This window comes from Nocardioides kongjuensis, assembly GCF_013409625.1.
Classification (GTDB): Bacteria; Actinomycetota; Actinomycetes; order Propionibacteriales; family Nocardioidaceae; genus Nocardioides; species Nocardioides kongjuensis.
The window spans coordinates 393,295-408,668 of sequence record NZ_JACCBF010000001.1 but is presented as its reverse complement, the minus strand read 5'-3'; the positions used below and the strand labels follow the sequence as shown (position 1 = coordinate 408,668).

The 15,374-nt window shown below is 72.4% G+C and carries 11 protein-coding genes; 8 read left to right on the top strand and 3 right to left on the bottom strand.

Annotated features, from left to right (window positions below):
* Nucleotides 1-30 precede the first annotated feature (30 nt).
* Nucleotides 31-2,121, top strand: a complete 2,091-nt coding sequence (gene glgX / locus BJ958_RS01940) for a glycogen debranching protein GlgX (RefSeq protein ID WP_179725056.1) — start codon at nucleotides 31-33, stop codon at nucleotides 2,119-2,121.
* Nucleotides 2,122-2,267: 146 nt separating this feature from the next.
* On the opposite strand, the gene glgP is transcribed toward glgX, so the two are convergent.
* On the bottom strand, nucleotides 2,268-4,853 hold the full coding sequence (gene glgP / locus BJ958_RS01935) for an alpha-glucan family phosphorylase (protein WP_179725054.1): 2,586 nt from the start codon (nucleotides 4,851-4,853) through the stop codon (nucleotides 2,268-2,270).
* Nucleotides 4,854-5,048: 195 nt separating this feature from the next.
* Between glgP and BJ958_RS01930 the strand changes: the two genes are divergently transcribed.
* From BJ958_RS01930 to BJ958_RS01915, 4 genes are read left to right on the top strand one after another with little or no spacing between them, the layout of a single operon-like run.
* The gene (locus BJ958_RS01930; RefSeq protein ID WP_179725052.1) at nucleotides 5,049-6,290 is read left to right on the top strand and encodes a molybdopterin molybdotransferase MoeA; all 1,242 of its coding nucleotides are present in this window, start codon (nucleotides 5,049-5,051) and stop codon (nucleotides 6,288-6,290) included.
* A gap of 34 nt (nucleotides 6,291-6,324) precedes the next feature.
* Complete coding sequence (locus BJ958_RS01925) at nucleotides 6,325-8,349, top strand: alpha-1,4-glucan--maltose-1-phosphate maltosyltransferase (protein WP_179725050.1); 2,025 nt, start codon at nucleotides 6,325-6,327, stop codon at nucleotides 8,347-8,349.
* Nucleotides 8,346-10,058: a maltose alpha-D-glucosyltransferase gene (treS, locus tag BJ958_RS01920; protein WP_179725048.1), complete on the top strand. Its 1,713-nt coding sequence runs from the start codon at nucleotides 8,346-8,348 to the stop codon at nucleotides 10,056-10,058. Before BJ958_RS01925 ends, treS begins: the two co-directional genes overlap by 4 nt.
* The gene (locus BJ958_RS01915; RefSeq protein ID WP_179725046.1) at nucleotides 10,055-11,392 is read left to right on the top strand and encodes a maltokinase N-terminal cap-like domain-containing protein; all 1,338 of its coding nucleotides are present in this window, start codon (nucleotides 10,055-10,057) and stop codon (nucleotides 11,390-11,392) included. The genes treS and BJ958_RS01915 overlap by 4 nt, the downstream gene beginning before the upstream one ends.
* Here BJ958_RS01915 and BJ958_RS01910 read toward each other — a convergent pair.
* The gene (locus tag BJ958_RS01910; RefSeq protein WP_179725044.1) at nucleotides 11,373-12,131 is read right to left on the bottom strand and encodes an N-acetylmuramoyl-L-alanine amidase family protein; all 759 of its coding nucleotides are present in this window, start codon (nucleotides 12,129-12,131) and stop codon (nucleotides 11,373-11,375) included. The genes BJ958_RS01915 and BJ958_RS01910 overlap by 20 nt on opposite strands.
* Before the next feature lie 109 nt (nucleotides 12,132-12,240).
* Here BJ958_RS01910 and BJ958_RS01905 point away from each other — a divergent pair, with 109 nt between their 5' ends.
* Genes BJ958_RS01905 through BJ958_RS01895 form a run of 3 tightly spaced genes read left to right on the top strand, consistent with a single transcriptional unit; the run spans nucleotide 12,241 to nucleotide 14,071 of the window.
* Complete coding sequence (locus tag BJ958_RS01905; protein WP_218865551.1) at nucleotides 12,241-12,744, top strand: SigE family RNA polymerase sigma factor; 504 nt, start codon at nucleotides 12,241-12,243, stop codon at nucleotides 12,742-12,744.
* On the top strand, nucleotides 12,741-13,832 hold the full coding sequence (locus tag BJ958_RS01900; RefSeq protein WP_179725040.1) for a hypothetical protein: 1,092 nt from the start codon (nucleotides 12,741-12,743) through the stop codon (nucleotides 13,830-13,832). Before BJ958_RS01905 ends, BJ958_RS01900 begins: the two co-directional genes overlap by 4 nt.
* Nucleotides 13,829-14,071, top strand: coding sequence for a hypothetical protein (locus BJ958_RS01895; RefSeq protein ID WP_179725038.1), 243 nt, complete (start codon nucleotides 13,829-13,831; stop codon nucleotides 14,069-14,071). Before BJ958_RS01900 ends, BJ958_RS01895 begins: the two co-directional genes overlap by 4 nt.
* Before the next feature lie 49 nt (nucleotides 14,072-14,120).
* Here BJ958_RS01895 and BJ958_RS01890 read toward each other — a convergent pair whose 3' ends face one another.
* Nucleotides 14,121-15,374, bottom strand: a complete 1,254-nt coding sequence (locus BJ958_RS01890) for a Bcr/CflA family efflux MFS transporter (protein WP_218865550.1) — start codon at nucleotides 15,372-15,374, stop codon at nucleotides 14,121-14,123.

Genomic DNA, 15,374 nt, shown 5'->3' with positions numbered 1-15,374 from the left:
CCGCACCGGGGCGCAGGCACAATGGGCCGGGTGACCCCCGGCCTCTGGCGCACCCTCGGAGAACAGGCCCCGGTGTGGCCCGGACGCAACTGGCCGCTCGGCGCGACCTGGTCGTCCGAGTCCACCAACTTCGCCGTCCACTCCCCCGCCGCGAGCGCCGTGTGGCTGTGCCTGTTCGACGACGAGGCCGGCGAGCGGCGGCTCCCGCTGACCGAGCAGTCCCTCGGCATCTGGCACGGTGCCGTACCCGACGTCGCGCCCGGCACCCGGTACGGCTTCCGGGTGGAGGGACCGTGGCAGCCGGAGGAGGGCCTGCGCTTCGACCCCGACACGCTGCTGCTCGACCCCTACGGCCTCGCGGTCGCCGGCACCGAGGACGACGCGCACAGCGTGGTCGTGGACCCGGCCTTCGACTGGGGCGACGACGTCGCGATGCGGCGCCGCTGGCGCGACACGGTGATCTACGAGCTGCACGTCAAGGGGTTCACGAAGCTGCACGACCGGGTCCCTCCCGAGCTGAGGGGCACGTACGCCGGGCTGGGGCACCCGGTGGTGACCCAGTACCTCCAGGACCTCGGCGTAACCGCTGTCGAGCTGCTGCCGGTGCAGCAGTTCTTCTCCGAGCCGGCGCTCCTGGAGCGCGGGAGCGTGAACTACTGGGGCTACAACCCGATCAGCTACTTCGCGCCCGACGCGTCGTACTCCTCGTCGGGCGACCGCGGCGGCCAGGTCAGCGAGTTCAAGCAGATGGTGCGCTCGCTGCACGCCGCCGGCATCGAGGTGATCCTCGACGTCGTCTACAACCACACCGCCGAGGCGGGGGCCGAGGGACCGACGTACTCCTTCCGGGGACTGGACGACCGCGGCTTCTACCGGCGGGTGCCGACGAGCGAGGGCTACGACGACACGTACTGGGACGTGACGGGGTGCGGCAACACGGTCAACACCGAGGACCCGCTCGCGCTGCGGCTGATCCTCGACTCGCTGCGGTACTGGGTCACCGAGATGCACGTCGACGGCTTCCGGTTCGACCTGATGTCGGCCCTGACCCGCACCGCCGGCAGCGACGGCATCCCCGTCGACATGGCCTGCAAGCTGCTCATCGCGATCGGCCAGGACCCGGTGTTGCGGCACGTCAAGCTGATCGCCGAGCCGTGGGACACCTCGATGGACGGCTACCTCGTCGGCGGGATGCCGCCGCCGTGGGTCGAGTGGAACGACCAGTACCGCGACACGATCCGCGACTTCTGGCGCGGCCGGTCCGACGGGCTGCACTCCGTCGCGACCCGGCTGGCCGGCTCCTCGGACCTGTACGCCGACGACGGCCGGTCGGCGTACAACTCCGTCAACTTCATCACCGCGCACGACGGGTTCACGGTGCGCGACCTGGTGTCGTACGACGCGAAGCACAACGAGGCGAACGGCGAGGACAACCGCGACGGCACCGACGACAACCGGTCGTGGAACCACGGCGTCGAGGGCGAGACCTCCGATCCCGAGGTGGTGGCGCTGCGGCGGCGGCAGGCGGCGAACCTGATGGCCACGCTGTGCCTGTCGAACGGCGTACCGATGCTGACGGCCGGCGACGAGCGCGGGCGCACCCAGCGCGGCAACAACAACGCCTACTGCCAGGACAACGAGATCTCGTGGGTGGACTGGCGGGCCGAGGACGCGTGGCTGGACGTGTACGAGGTGACCCGGGCGGCGCTGAGGCTGCGGCGCGAGCACCACGCGCTGCGCCAGCGGCACTGGTTCGAGGGCCGGCCCGCGATCGTCGGCGGCCCCAAGGACCTGGCCTGGCTGCACCCGTCGGGCCGCGAGATGACCGACGAGGACTGGCACGACTCCTCGCTGCGCACCATCGGCATGTTCGTGTCCGGCAAGCCGCTGCGCGAGCCGGGCCCGCGCGGGGAGCAGCAGATCGACACGTCGTTCCTGATCTGGTTCCACGCCGGCGCCGAGGCCGTCGAGGTGCACCTGCCCGACAACGACTGGGTGCACGCCGGCTCGGTCGTGCTGTCCACCGACCCCGGGCTCCCGGGCGGCACCGAGGTCGCCGTCGGGGCGGTGCTGAGCATCGGGGCGCGCAGCGTGGTCGTCATGCAGGAGACCGACACCTGACCGACCCGGCAGAAAGTGGCTCCCGTCGTGCGCCGACCCGGCAGGAAAGTGCGCGGAAATCACGCCGACCCGGCAGAAAGTGGCTCATCGTCATGCCACTTTCTGCCGGGTCGGCGGATGTTCGAGGCCAGTTCGGGCCGGGTCGGTCAGGCCAGGGCGACCACACCGAGCTCGGCGGGTGCGACGAGCAGGGGGTTGGCCGGGAGCACCCGGACGGTGTAGCCGAACGGGCCGGAGCGGCCGAGGGCGACCTCCCCGTCGAAGCGGTGGCGGCCGCCGTCGTAGGACTCGACGAGCCTGAGGGGTACGACGGACGCGGCGACGATGTCGTCCTCGGCGTCGACGCGGCCGTGGACCAGCTGCACCTCGACGTCCTGCGGGGAGAGCTCGCCCAGCGCGACGTAGGAGCGGACGTGGAGGACGGCGCCGACCTCGGCGACGTCGCCGATGCCCTCGGCCTCGACGTGCTCGACCCGGACGCCGGGCCAGGCGCCGCGGACGTGCGCCTTCCACTGCGCCAGGTCGCGGGCGCCGTTCTCGACGGCGGCGAGCGCACGGGCGTTGTGGGCGGCAGGCGCGTAGAGCTTCTCGACGTAGTCGCGGACCATCCGGGTGGCGAGCACCTTGGGGCCGAGGTTGGCCCAGGTGTGGCGCAGCATCTCGACCCAGCCCGCGGGCACGCCCTCGTGGTCGTGGTCGTAGAACCGCGGCGCGACCTCGTTCTCGATCAGGTCGTAGAGGGCGGCAGCCTCGAGGTCGTCGCGCTGGTCGGAGTAGTCCTCGAGCCCGTCGGCGGACGGGATCGGCCAGCCGAACTCCGGCTCGTACCACTCGTCCCACCACCCGTCGAGGATCGACAGGTTGAGGCCTCCGTTGAGCGCGGCCTTCATGCCCGAGGTGCCGCAGGCCTCGTAGGGGCGCAGCGGGTTGTTGAGCCACACGTCGCAACCGGGGTAGAGCGGCTGCGCGAGCGCGATGTCGTAGTTGGGGAGGAACACGATCCGGTGCCGGACGTCCTCGGCGTCGGCGAAGCGGACCAGCTCCTGGATCAGCCGCTTGCCGCCGTCGTCGGCGGGGTGCGCCTTGCCGGCGACCACCAGCTGGACCGGGCGCTCGGGGTGCAGCAGCAGGGCCTTGAGGCGGTCGGGGTCGCGCAGCATCAGCGTGAGTCGCTTGTACGACGGCACCCGGCGCGCGAAGCCGATCGTCAGCACGTCGGGGTCGAGCGCGTCGTCGATCCACCCGAGCTCGGCCGGCGAGGCACCACGCTTCTCCCACGACTTGCGCAGCCGGCGGCGGGCGTCGTCGACGAGCCGCTCACGCAGCGCACGCTTGGTGCGCCACACGTCGGGACCGGGCACCTTGTCGAAGGCCGCCCAGAACGCGCCCGTGTCGTCGCCGTGGTAGTCGGCGCCCTGCGCCTCGGCGAGTGCGACGACCTCGGGCGCGACCCAGGTCGGCGCGTGCACGCCGTTGGTGATCGAGGTGATCGGCACCTCGGCCTCGTCGAACGCGGGCCACAGCCCGTTGAACATGCCGCGGCTGACGTGGCCGTGCAGCTGCGAGACGCCGTTGGCGCGCTGCGCGAGCCGGAAGCCCATCACCGCCATGTTGAACACCCCGGGGTCGCCGCCGTCGTAGTCCTCGGCGCCGAGCGCGAGGACCTGGTCGACGGGTACGCCGGGGGTCGCACCGTGCTCGCCGAGGTACTGCTCGACCAGCGTGCGCGGGAAGCGGTCGATGCCCGCCGGCACCGGGGTGTGCGTGGTGAACACCGTCGACGCCCGGCCGGCCTCCAGCGCCGTGGCGAAGTCGACGTCGCTCTCCGCGGTCAGCTCGCGGATCCGCTCCACCCCGAGGAAGCCGGCATGGCCCTCGTTGGTGTGGAAGACCTCGGGCGCCGGGGCGCCGGTGATCCGGGAGTACGCGCGCAGGGCGCGCACGCCGCCGACGCCCAGGAGCAGCTCCTGGCGCAGGCGGTGCTCGGTGTTGCCGCCGTAGAGCCGGTCGGTGACGAGCCGGTAGGCCTCGGGGTTCTCCTCGACGTCGGTGTCGAGCAGCAGCAGCGGCACCCGGCCGACGCTGGCCACGAAGACCCGGGCGAGCAGGTCCGGGCCGTCGGGCATCCGGATCGCGATCGTCGTACGGCTGCCGTCGTGCTCGTGGAGCAGCGACAGGGGCAGCTCGTCGGGGTCGAGGACCGGGTAGCTCTCCTGCTGCCAGCCGTCGCGCGAGAGCGCCTGCTTGAAGTAGCCGTGGCGGTAGAGCAGGCCGACGCCGACGATCGGCACGCCGAGGTCGCTGGCGGCCTTGAGGTGGTCGCCGGCGAGGATGCCCAGGCCACCGGAGTACTGCGGCAGCACCGCGGTGATGCCGTACTCCGGCGAGAAGTAGGCGATCGAGGTCGGCCAGGTGCGGTCGGGCTCGGCTGCGCGGGCGCGCTGGTACCAGCGGTCCTCGGAGAGGTACGACGCCAGGTCGGCGCGGGCGTGCGCCACCCGTCGGACGTAGTCGTCGTCGGCCACCAGCTCGGCCCACCGCTCCGCACTGACCTCGCCGAGCATCCGCAGCGGGTCGTGGCCCGACTCCTGCCAGAGCCCGGCGTCGATCGTCTCGAACAACGCCTGGGTCGGCGGGTGCCAGGACCAGCGCAGGTTGGCCGCGAGCTCACCCAGCGAGGCGAGCGCGTCGGGCAGGACGGGGCGGACCGTGAACCTCCGGATCGCACGCATGGACCGACGGTAGCCAATCGCACTTGAACGATCCAATACGCGTCCGCGAGGTGATCGGTAGATGTGACACCGGGTTCCGCGTAACGCGGACGCACCCCGGGCCGTTGGGGTGGTACCGACGGGCGGGGTGGAGTCATGGGGGCTGCCTCGCCCGTCGCAATTCTCCCGGCGGCGTCTGCGCCTAGGCTGGCGCCGATGACTACCGCACCTCTCCGCCCGGTCCCCGAGCACCAGCGTCACGTCGCCGCCCTCCTCGCCGCCGGCCACGGCCCGGACCGGCCGTGGCCGACCGAGACGGTCCCGCTCGAGCAGGCACGGGGTCGCGTCCTGGGCGAGGCCGTGGCGGCGCCGGAGCCGCTGCCGGCGTTCGACAACTCCGGGATGGACGGGTACGCCGTGCGCGCGGCCGACGTCGCGGGAGCCACCCCGGACTCCCCCGTCAGGCTCAGCGTCGGCGAGGACATCCCCGCCGGTGCGCCGGTGGGCGAGCTGGCGCCCGGGACGGCCCGGCGGATCATGACCGGCGCCGCCGTCCCAGCGGGCGCCGACGCGGTCGTCGAGGTCGAGGTGACCGACGGCGGCACCGACACCGTCGAGATCCGCGAGGCCCGCGCGGTCGGCAGCTTCGTGCGCACGGCCGGCTCCGACGTGGCGCAGGGCCAGGAGGTCCTGGCGGCGGGCTGCACGCTCGGGCCGGCGCAGGTCGGGGTGCTGGCGGCGTTCGGCGTCCGCGAGGTCGTCGTACGACGGCGCCCGCGCGTCCTCGTCGTGTCGACGGGCAGCGAGCTGGCCGAGGACCCCGCGCCGGGATCCGGCCAGATCCGCGACGCCAACGGTGCGCTGCTCGCGGCCGCGGTCGAGGAGGCGGGCGGGGTGGCGGTGCGCAAGCTGTGGGTCGAGGACGACGTTGCGACGTTCCTGGCGCTGCTCGACGGCGAGCTCGCTGCGGGCGACGTCGACCTCGTGATCACCTCGGGGGGCGTGAGCGCCGGGGCGTACGAGGTGGTCAAGGACGGGCTGGGGCCGCGCGGGGTCGAGTTCGTGAAGGTCGCGATGCAGCCCGGGATGCCCCAGGGCTCCGGCCTGCTCCACCGGACGACACCCGTCGTGTGCCTGCCCGGCAACCCGGTCAGCGCCCTCACCTCGTGGGAGGTCTTCGTCCGGCCCGCGCTGCGGCTGGCCTTCGGGCACCCGCGCCCCCAGCGCACGGTCGTCCGCGCCACCCTCACCGAGCCGCTCGAGCCGCTGCGGGGCAAGCGCCAGCTGCGGCGTGCCCGGCTCGACCGGGCCACCGGCACGGTCGCCCCGTGGGGCCCGCCCGGCTCTGGCTTCCTCGGCTGGTTCGCCGGTGCCGACGCGCTGATCGACCTGCCCGCCGACGGCGCTCCGCTCGCGGCCGGCGACCCGGTCGACGTCTGGGACCTGGCCACGCCCTAGACGCACCCCATCGGGGACTCGATAGGTTCGAGTCATGGTCGGACGCATCCCCGTGATCGACGTCGAGCCGGTCCTCGAGGCCGGAACCAACAACCCCACCGAGAGCCGCCACCTGCCGGTCAAGGCCGCCCTGGGCGAGCCGTTCCCGGTGAGCGCGACCGTGTTCCGCGAGGGACACGACCGCCTCGGAGCCGAGGTGGTCCTGGTCGGCCCGGACGGCGTACGACGACCACCGGTGCGGATGCAGGCGCTGCCGGCCCGCGACCGGTTCACCGTGGACCGGTACGAGGCGTGGGTCAGCGCCGACGCCGAGGGCCCCTGGGCGTACGAGATCCACGCGTGGTCGAGCCCGCTGGGGACCTGGTTCCACGACGCCGGCATCAAGATCCGAGCCGGCGTCGACGTGGAGCTGATGTTCGCCGAGGGCCGGCTGCTGTTCGAGCGCGTCCTGGCCGGCGGTGGTCTCACCGCGGCCGAGCAGACCACGGTCGAGGCCGCGATCGCCGCGGCCGCCGACGACCAGCGGCCCGTCGAGGCACGCCTCGCCCAGCTCGAGTCGCCCGAGGTCGTCAGCACCCTCGAGGCCCACCCGCTGCGCGACCTGCTCACCGTGGAGGGCCCGTTCCCGGTGTACGTCGACCGGCCCCGTGCGCTGTTCGGCAGCTGGTACGAGTTCTTCCCCCGCTCCGAGGGCGCGACCTACGACCCGGCGACCGGCGAGGTCACCAGCGGCACCTTCCGCACCGCGGCCGAACGCCTGCCCGCGGTGGCCGCGATGGGCTTCGACGTGATCTACCTGCCGCCGATCCACCCGATCGGCGAGGTCAACCGCAAGGGCCCCAACAACACGGTGCTGCCCGACGGCGAGCCGACTCCCCCGGACTGGAAGGGCTCCCCCTGGGCGATCGGGAGCAAGGACGGCGGACACGACGCCGTCCACCCCGACCTCGGCACGATCCGCGACTTCGACGCCTTCGTCGCCGCCGCGAAGGCCCTCGACCTCGAGGTCGCGCTCGACCTCGCGCTGCAGTGCGCACCCGACCACCCGTGGGTCGCCACGCACCCGGAGTGGTTCACGACCCGAGCCGACGGGTCGATCGCGTACGCCGAGAACCCGCCGAAGAAGTACCAGGACATCTACCCGGTCAACTTCGACAACGACCCCGCCGGCATCTCCGCCGAGGTGCTGCGCGTCGTGCGCCACTGGATGGCCCACGGCGTGCGGATCTTCCGGGTCGACAACCCGCACACCAAGCCGGTGGCGTTCTGGCAGTGGCTGCTGGCCGAGGTCCGTCGTACCGACCCCGACGTGCTCTTCCTCGCCGAGGCGTTCACGAAGCCGCCGATGCTGCAGACCCTCGGCGCCATCGGGTTCCACCAGTCCTACACGTACTTCACCTGGCGCACCGAGAAGGTCGACGTCGAGGACTACCTGCGCGAGGTGTCGCAGGAGTCGGCGCACCGGGTCCGGCCGAACTTCTTCGTCAACACCCCCGACATCCTCCACGAGTTCCTGCAGTACGGCGGCCCGGCCGCCTTCCGGATCCGCGCGGTGCTGGCCGCGATGTCCTCGCCGTCGTGGGGGATGTACGCCGGCTACGAGCTCGGCGAGCACGTGGCGGTCAAGCCGGGCAGCGAGGAGTACCTCGACTCGGAGAAGTACCAGATCCGGGTCCGGGACTGGACGACCGCGACGGGTGCCACCAACGGCAACGGTCTGACGGCGTACGTCACGCGGCTCAACGCGATCCGACGTGCCCACCCGGCGCTGCAGCTGCTGCGCAACCTGCACCTGCACCAGGCCGAGGACGACCACGTCGTCTGCTGGTCGAAGCGGGCGGGCCGCGACACGGTGATCGTGGTGCTCAGCCTCGACCCGCACCAGGTCCGCGAGTCGATGGTCCACCTCGACCTGGCGGCGCTCGGCCTCGAGCCGGGCACCTCGTTCACGGTCCACGACGAGCTCACCGGCGGTGAGTGGACCTGGGGCGAGCACGACTACGTCCGGCTCGACCCCGCGCAGCCGGCGCACATCCTGACCGTGAAGGAGCACCTGTGACCACCCCTGCGACGACGGTGCTCAACCAGGAGCCCGAGTGGTTCCGGACAGCGGTCTTCTACGAGGTGCTGGTCCGCTCGTTCCGCGACTCCAACGCCGACGGCACCGGCGACTTCCAGGGCCTGACCGAGAAGCTCGACTACCTGCAGTGGCTGGGCGTCGACTGCCTGTGGGTGCCGCCGTTCTTCGCCTCGCCGCTGCGCGACGGCGGCTACGACGTCGCCGACTACACCGGGATCCTCCCCGAGATCGGCACCGTCGACGACTTCCACGCGTTCCTCGACGCCGCCCACGAGCGTGGGATCCGGGTGATCATCGACTTCGTCATGAACCACACGAGTGACGCGCACCCGTGGTTCCAGGCCTCGCGCAGCGATCCCGACGGCCCGTACGGCGACTTCTACGTCTGGTCCGACACCGACGAGCTCTACCAGGACGCGCGGATCATCTTCGTCGACACCGAGCCGTCGAACTGGACCTGGGACCAGACGCGGGGCCAGTACTACTGGCACCGGTTCTTCCACCACCAGCCCGACCTCAACTTCGACAACCCCAAGGTCCACGACGCGATGCTGGAGGCGATGGCCTTCTGGCTCGACATGGGCCTCGACGGCTTCCGGCTCGACGCGGTGCCGTACCTCTACGAGCGCCCCGGCACCAACGGCGAGAACCTCCCGGAGACCCACGACTTCCTCAAGAAGGTGCGCCGGTTCGTCGACGAGAACTACCCCGGCCGGGTGCTGCTCTGCGAGGCGAACCAGTGGCCGACCGACGTCGTGGAGTACTTCGGGCCCGAGGAGCAGGCGGACGGGACCTTCGTCGGGACCGAGTGCCACATGGCCTTCCACTTCCCGGTGATGCCGCGCATCTTCATGGCCGTACGGCGCGAGTCGCGCTTCCCGATCTCGGAGATCATGGAGCAGACGCCGGCGATCCCGGAGGGCTGCCAGTGGGGCATCTTCCTGCGCAACCACGACGAGCTCACCCTCGAGATGGTCACCGACGAGGACCGCGACTACATGTGGGGCGAGTACGCCAAGGACCCCCGCATGAAGGCCAACATCGGCATCCGCCGCCGGCTCGCGCCGCTGCTCGACAACGACACCAACCAGATCGAGCTGTTCACGGCGCTGCTGCTCTCGCTGCCCGGCTCCCCCGTCCTCTACTACGGCGACGAGATCGGGATGGGCGACAACATCTGGCTCGGTGACCGCGACGGCGTCCGTACGCCGATGCAGTGGACCCCCGACCGCAACGCGGGGTTCTCCTCCGCCACCCCCGGCAAGCTGCACCTGCCGACCATCCAGGACCCGGTCTACGGCTACCAGAGCGTCAACGTCGAGGCGCAGCTGGAGAACCCGTCGTCGCTGTTGCACTGGACCCGCCGGATGATCCACATCCGGCGCCAGCACGACGCCTTCGGGCTCGGCACGTTCAGCGACCTCGGCGGGTCCAACCCGACCGTGCTGTCGTACGTCCGCGAGCACGACACCGACGACGTCATCCTGTGCGTCAACAACCTCTCCCGCTTCCCGCAGCCGGTCGAGCTGGACCTGCGCCGGTTCGAGGGCCGGGTGCCGGTGGAGCTGCTCGGCGGCGTGCCGTTCCCCCGGATCGGCGAGCTCCCGTATCTCCTGACGCTGAGCGGGCACGGCTTCTACTGGTTCCGGTTGACGGATCCGGAGACGACGGGGAGGCCGGTGCTGTGACTGCTTCCTTCCTCGCCCCGTTCCTCGAGCACCGCCGCTGGTTCGGCGGCAAGGGACGCGCGTTCACCGTGACCGGCACCCGGGAGTTGCTGCGCCTCGGCTCCGCTCCCGAGGTGGTCGTGCTCCTCGTCGAGGTCACCTACGACGACGACGGCGACCGCGAGCTCTACCAGGTCCCCCTGGCCCTCTACGACGAGCCGCAGGAGAGGCTCGAGCACGCGTACGTCGGGCACTGGCCCGCCGACGACGAGGCCGGGCGGCCGGCGTACGACGCCCCGAGCGACCGCGCCGCGACCGCCCACCTGCTGCACGCCTTCGGCGAGCGCCCGGGCTTCGTGCGCCTGCCGGGCCACGACCTCGACCTCGACGCACCGGGCTCGCTCTTCAGCGGTGAGCAGTCGAACTCGTCGATCCTGTTCGGCGAGGACTCCGTGCTCAAGCTGTTCCGCAAGGTGACCCCGGGCGAGAACCCCGACATCACCACCCACCGGGTGCTCACCGAGGCCGGATCGACCCACGTCGCGCAGCTCTACGGGTGGATCGAGGTCGAGGACCTGCAGCTCGGGATGCTGCAGCAGTTCCTGCGCACCGCCAGCGACGGCTGGGACCTGGCCCTGGCCAGCGTGCGCGACCTGTTCGCGGAGGCCGACCTGCACGCCGAGGAGGTCGGCGGCGACTTCGCCAGCGAGGCCGCCCGCCTCGGCACCGCGCTCGCCGAGGTGCACGCCCAGCTGGCCGAGTCCTTCCCGACGTCGTCCATCGCCGGCACCGACCTGGCGACCGCGATGGGCAACCGGCTCACCGCGGCGCTCGAGGTGGTGCCGGAGCTGGCGGAGTACGCCTCGTCGGCCCAGCGCGTGTTCGCGGCGGTGGCAGAGCTGCGCGAGGTGCCCGTCCAGCGGGTGCACGGCGACCTCCACCTCGGCCAGACCCTGCGCACCGTGCTCGGCTGGAAGCTGGTCGACTTCGAGGGCGAGCCCGCCAAGCCGCTGGCCGAGCGGGTGCTGCCCGACTCCCCCTGGCGCGACGTCGCCGGCATGCTGCGCTCCTTCGACTACGCACCGCACGCCGTCGCCGAGTCGATGCCCGAGGAGGACCCGGACGTGCTGCACCAGCGCAGCGTCCGGGCCGACGAGTGGGCACGCCGCAACCGCAAGGCGTTCCTGGCCGCCTACCTCGGCGGGCAGCCGCTCTGGCCCGCGGCGCGCGCCCTGCTGACGGCGTACGTCGTCGACAAGGCGGTCTACGAGTGCATCTACGAGGCCCGGAACCGGCCGACCTGGCTGCCGATCCCACTGGCCGGCGTGGCCCGGCTCACCGCAGGTAGCGACTGACGGCGGCCGCCAGCGCCGCGGCGTAGCGCCGCTGACCCTTCCGTGACGTCATCACCCGGGCGTCGGCGGCGCTGCGCATGTTGCCCAGCTCGACCATCGCGGTGGGGACCTCGGAGAGGTTCAGCGTGGCGAGGTCGGAGCGGTGGGTGAGCCCGCGGCCGCCGGCGGTGTAGGTGGCGTCGCGGAAGCCGCGGTCGTGGAGGGCGCCGCGGACGGTGCGCCCGAAGGCCGTCGAGGCGGCGCGGCCCTCGGCCTTGGCGGCGACGATGACGTGGAAGCCGCGGCCGCCGCTGAGGGAGCCGTCGCCGTGGATGCTGATCTTGAGGTCGGCCGGGCGGTCCCAGCCCCGGTAGCCGGCGTTGCCGAGCAGGCCGCGGACGTCGACGCACGGACCCCAGTCGGCACGGCTGTTGGTGGTGCGGGTGAGCACGACCTCGGCGCCGAGGGCGCGCAGGCGGGCGGCGAGCCGAGTGGCGACACGCCAGGTGAAGGTGGCCTCGGGGAAGCCGCCGTTGGTCGCCGTGCCCGTCGTGTTGCAGGGCTTGGTCTGGCCGTTGCCGGCCGGGACCGGCTGGTCGACCTCGGCACGGTGGCGGGAGTTGCCGAGCTGGTGGCCCGGGTCGATGACGATCACCCGACCGGCGAGCGGGAGGTCGGCGTGCCTGTCCGGCTGGGCTGACACCGAGGTGGCGGGCGTGAGCAGGGCGGCGAGGACGGCGAGCACCACAAGTCGGGCCATGCCCGCATCATCACACCGACCCAACCGAACCGGCCCCCACCGACATCAAGGAGGTATGGAACGCCTCGGGACCGCGCACCCTCCGGCATCCTTCGTCCAGGAGGTGCTGGTGGACGACGAGCGCGAGTACGCCGACCTGTTCGCAGCGCAGTGGCCGCGGCTGTACCGGCTGGCACGCGCCGTCGCCGACGACGCGGCCACCGCCGAGGACGCGGTCCAGGCCGCCTTCGCGCGGGCCTACGCCTCGTGGGGCCGGGTACGACGGGCCGACAGCCCGGAGGCGTACCTGCACCGGATGGTCCTCAACGAGGTCCTCGGCCTGCGTCGCAAGGCGTGGTCGCGTCGCGAGCGGCCGCACCCGGCCGTCGACACCGGCCTGGTCGCCGAGGCGCACGACGGCGCCGTCGCGGAGCGCGAGCGGATGTGGGCCGCGGTCCGGGCCCTGCCGCCGCGGCAACGTGCGGTCATCGTGCTGCGCTACTACGAGGACCTGAGCGAGGAGCAGATCGCCACCGCCCTCGGCTGCTCGCGGGGGACGGTGAAGTCCCAGGCCGCGGCCGCCCTGACCAGCCTGCGCCGCTGCGGCGCCTTCACGACGGGAGACGAAGCATGAGCATCGACCTGGGCGACCTCCTCACCGAGCGGATCGACGACTTCGCGGTGCCGCCCGCGGACCCCGGCGTGGCGAGAGCGGCCGGACGCAGGTTGCGCCGCCGGCGGCGTACGACGACCGCGCTCGCCGCGACCACCGTGATCGCCGTCGGCGTCGGCCTGGCCGTGACCCTCCCGGGGAGCGGCCGCGACGGGCGGACGGTGCGCGACCCGGCGTACGCCTCGGTGGGACCCCTGGACTTCAGCCACGGTGCCCGCGCCTACGCCGACCCCGGCGCCACGCTCCACCTGGGCGGGCGCGACTTCCCCTACGGCGACATGACCTGGCTGGACACCGATGCGGCCGCGACGCAGGAGGGGATCGTCTTCTTCGATGCCGGGCGGCCGATGCTGCTCGACACGAAGGGCGAGGTGTCCCGCCTGGTCGACGGGCCGCTCGACGCGCCCCACGGCTTCCACCCGACCGCGAAGGTCGACGGGTCCGGGCGGGTGGTCGCGTGGGCGACGCTGCACGACGGGACGGCGACGATCGCGGTCCGCGACCTCGCCACCGGCGACGAGCTGGGCTCCACGACCCTCGACTGCGGAGCCTGTGGCGACCTCGTGATCGACGGGATCGACCGGGGTGCAGTGTTCGTCCGCGACCGCTCCGGCACCCGCACCTGGTCCTGGGGAGCCGACGAGTGGCGGGACTTCGCCGGACCCGGGACCCGGGTGGCCGACGTACGCGCCGGGGTGGTCCTCTACGACGGCCCCCGACCCACGGACCTCGGGGAGTGGCGCCTCGTGGCCGGGGCGATCGACGCCCAGCTGACCCTCGACGGCCGCTACGTCCTGTACTGGAGCAGCACCCTGCAGCCCACGACACCCGGGGAGGCCCCGGTCGTGCTCCCCGTCGGTCCGCCGGCGATGGGCGACTCCTTCGGCTGGTACGCCGTGGACACCGACGGCTCGATCCTGGTCGCCACGGGCACCGACTACCCGGGCTTCACGATCTACGACTGCGTGGTCGGCGCTCCGCGGTGCGACGAGGTCGGCAGGCTGAAGGTGACCGGCGGCGACCCGCAGTTCATCGGCGTCGACATGTGAGTCCGCGGCGGCGGGCCAGCCCAGGACCTGTCGTCGCCGAGCAGGGACGGCGCGACGACCGCGACGCCCAGGCGTACTGGGAGGCGGTGCGCTGGCAGTCCGACCACGTGGAGCGCGGCCGGTCGCTCTCGCAGCCGCCCACCGACCCGCTCACCGTCATCACCCCGGACCGGATCGTCCACACCGAGCACTGGCTGCGGCGCGGCGGGTACGCGCCGAGGCAGACCTGGCAGCGCTGAGCTCCCACCAGCCCCAGGCATCCCAGCCGACAGGCGGTTCACGCGCTGGCTACAGCAGCTCGACCGGCTCCCTCTCCCCGACGTCGCGGGAGACGGCGCAGTCCCGGTCCTCGACGGCGACGTGCCAGCTCCAGCACAGCTGGCCGGCACCGACGCCGACGAGGGCGGCGACGGCGAAGCCGAGGGCCGAGCCACCGATGACGGGGACGACGGCCACGGCGGTGACCGCGTTGAGCACGAGGGCGACGAAGGTGGCGAGCGAGACCACGGCACCGCGGCGGGTGGGGAACCGGTCGAGGAGCATGAGCTGCAGGGTCGGGTAGGTGATGCCGTTGCCGAGCGCGATCAGGGAGACCCCGAGGACCGCCCAGGGCAGCTCGTCGCCGGCGCCGAGAGCGGCGACCAGCACGCCCACGACCCCGCCGGCGAAGGACGTCGTGCACCCCCAGGAGACGAGGCGGCGCGCGGAGATCCGACCGGCGGCGCGGCCGCACAGCCAGGAGCCGAGCATCATCGAGCCGATCATCGGGACGAACAGCTTCCAGAAGTCGAGCTCGCCCTCGCCGAGGACGTCGACGACGAAGATGGCGGCGCCACCGATGTAGAGGAACTGCGCCCCGAAGATCAGTGCGGTCGCCCAGGCGAGGCGGTGGAAGGCGCCGACCCGGCCGACCTCGACCAGGCCGCCGAGGACGGCACCGACCCGCAGCGGGACGCGGCGCTCGCGCGGGTGGGTCTCGGGGAGCAGGAAGAGCACGGAGAGGATGAGCAGCACGCCCATGGCGGCCTGGAAGCCGAAGATCAGCTGCCACGGCCCGAGCTGCAGCAGCGCGCCACCGAGGATCGGCCCGACCGCAGGAGCGAGGCCGAAGATGATCGCGACCCGGCTCATCAGCTTCTGCGCCTGGGGTCCGTCGAAGAGGTCGCGGATCACGGTCCGGCTGACGATGGTCGCGCCGCCGGCGCTGAGGCCCTGCAGGGCACGGCACACCAGCAGCAGCGGCAGGCTTGCGGCGACCACGCAGCCCAGCGAGGCGAGGACGTAGACCGCGATGCCGCCGAGCATCACGGGACGCCGGCCGACCGCGTCGGACAACGGCCCGTGGAAGACGCTCATCAGGGCGAACGAGCCGAGGTAGACGGTGACGATCAGCTGCAGGGCACCGGTGTCGACGTCGAGGTCGCGCCCCATCTCCGGGAACGCCGGGAACGGCGTGTCGATGCTGAACGGCCCGATCATCGACAAGACCGCCAGGACCGCGGGGACGAGGACGGTGTACCTCCAGCCGATGCGTTCGCTCAC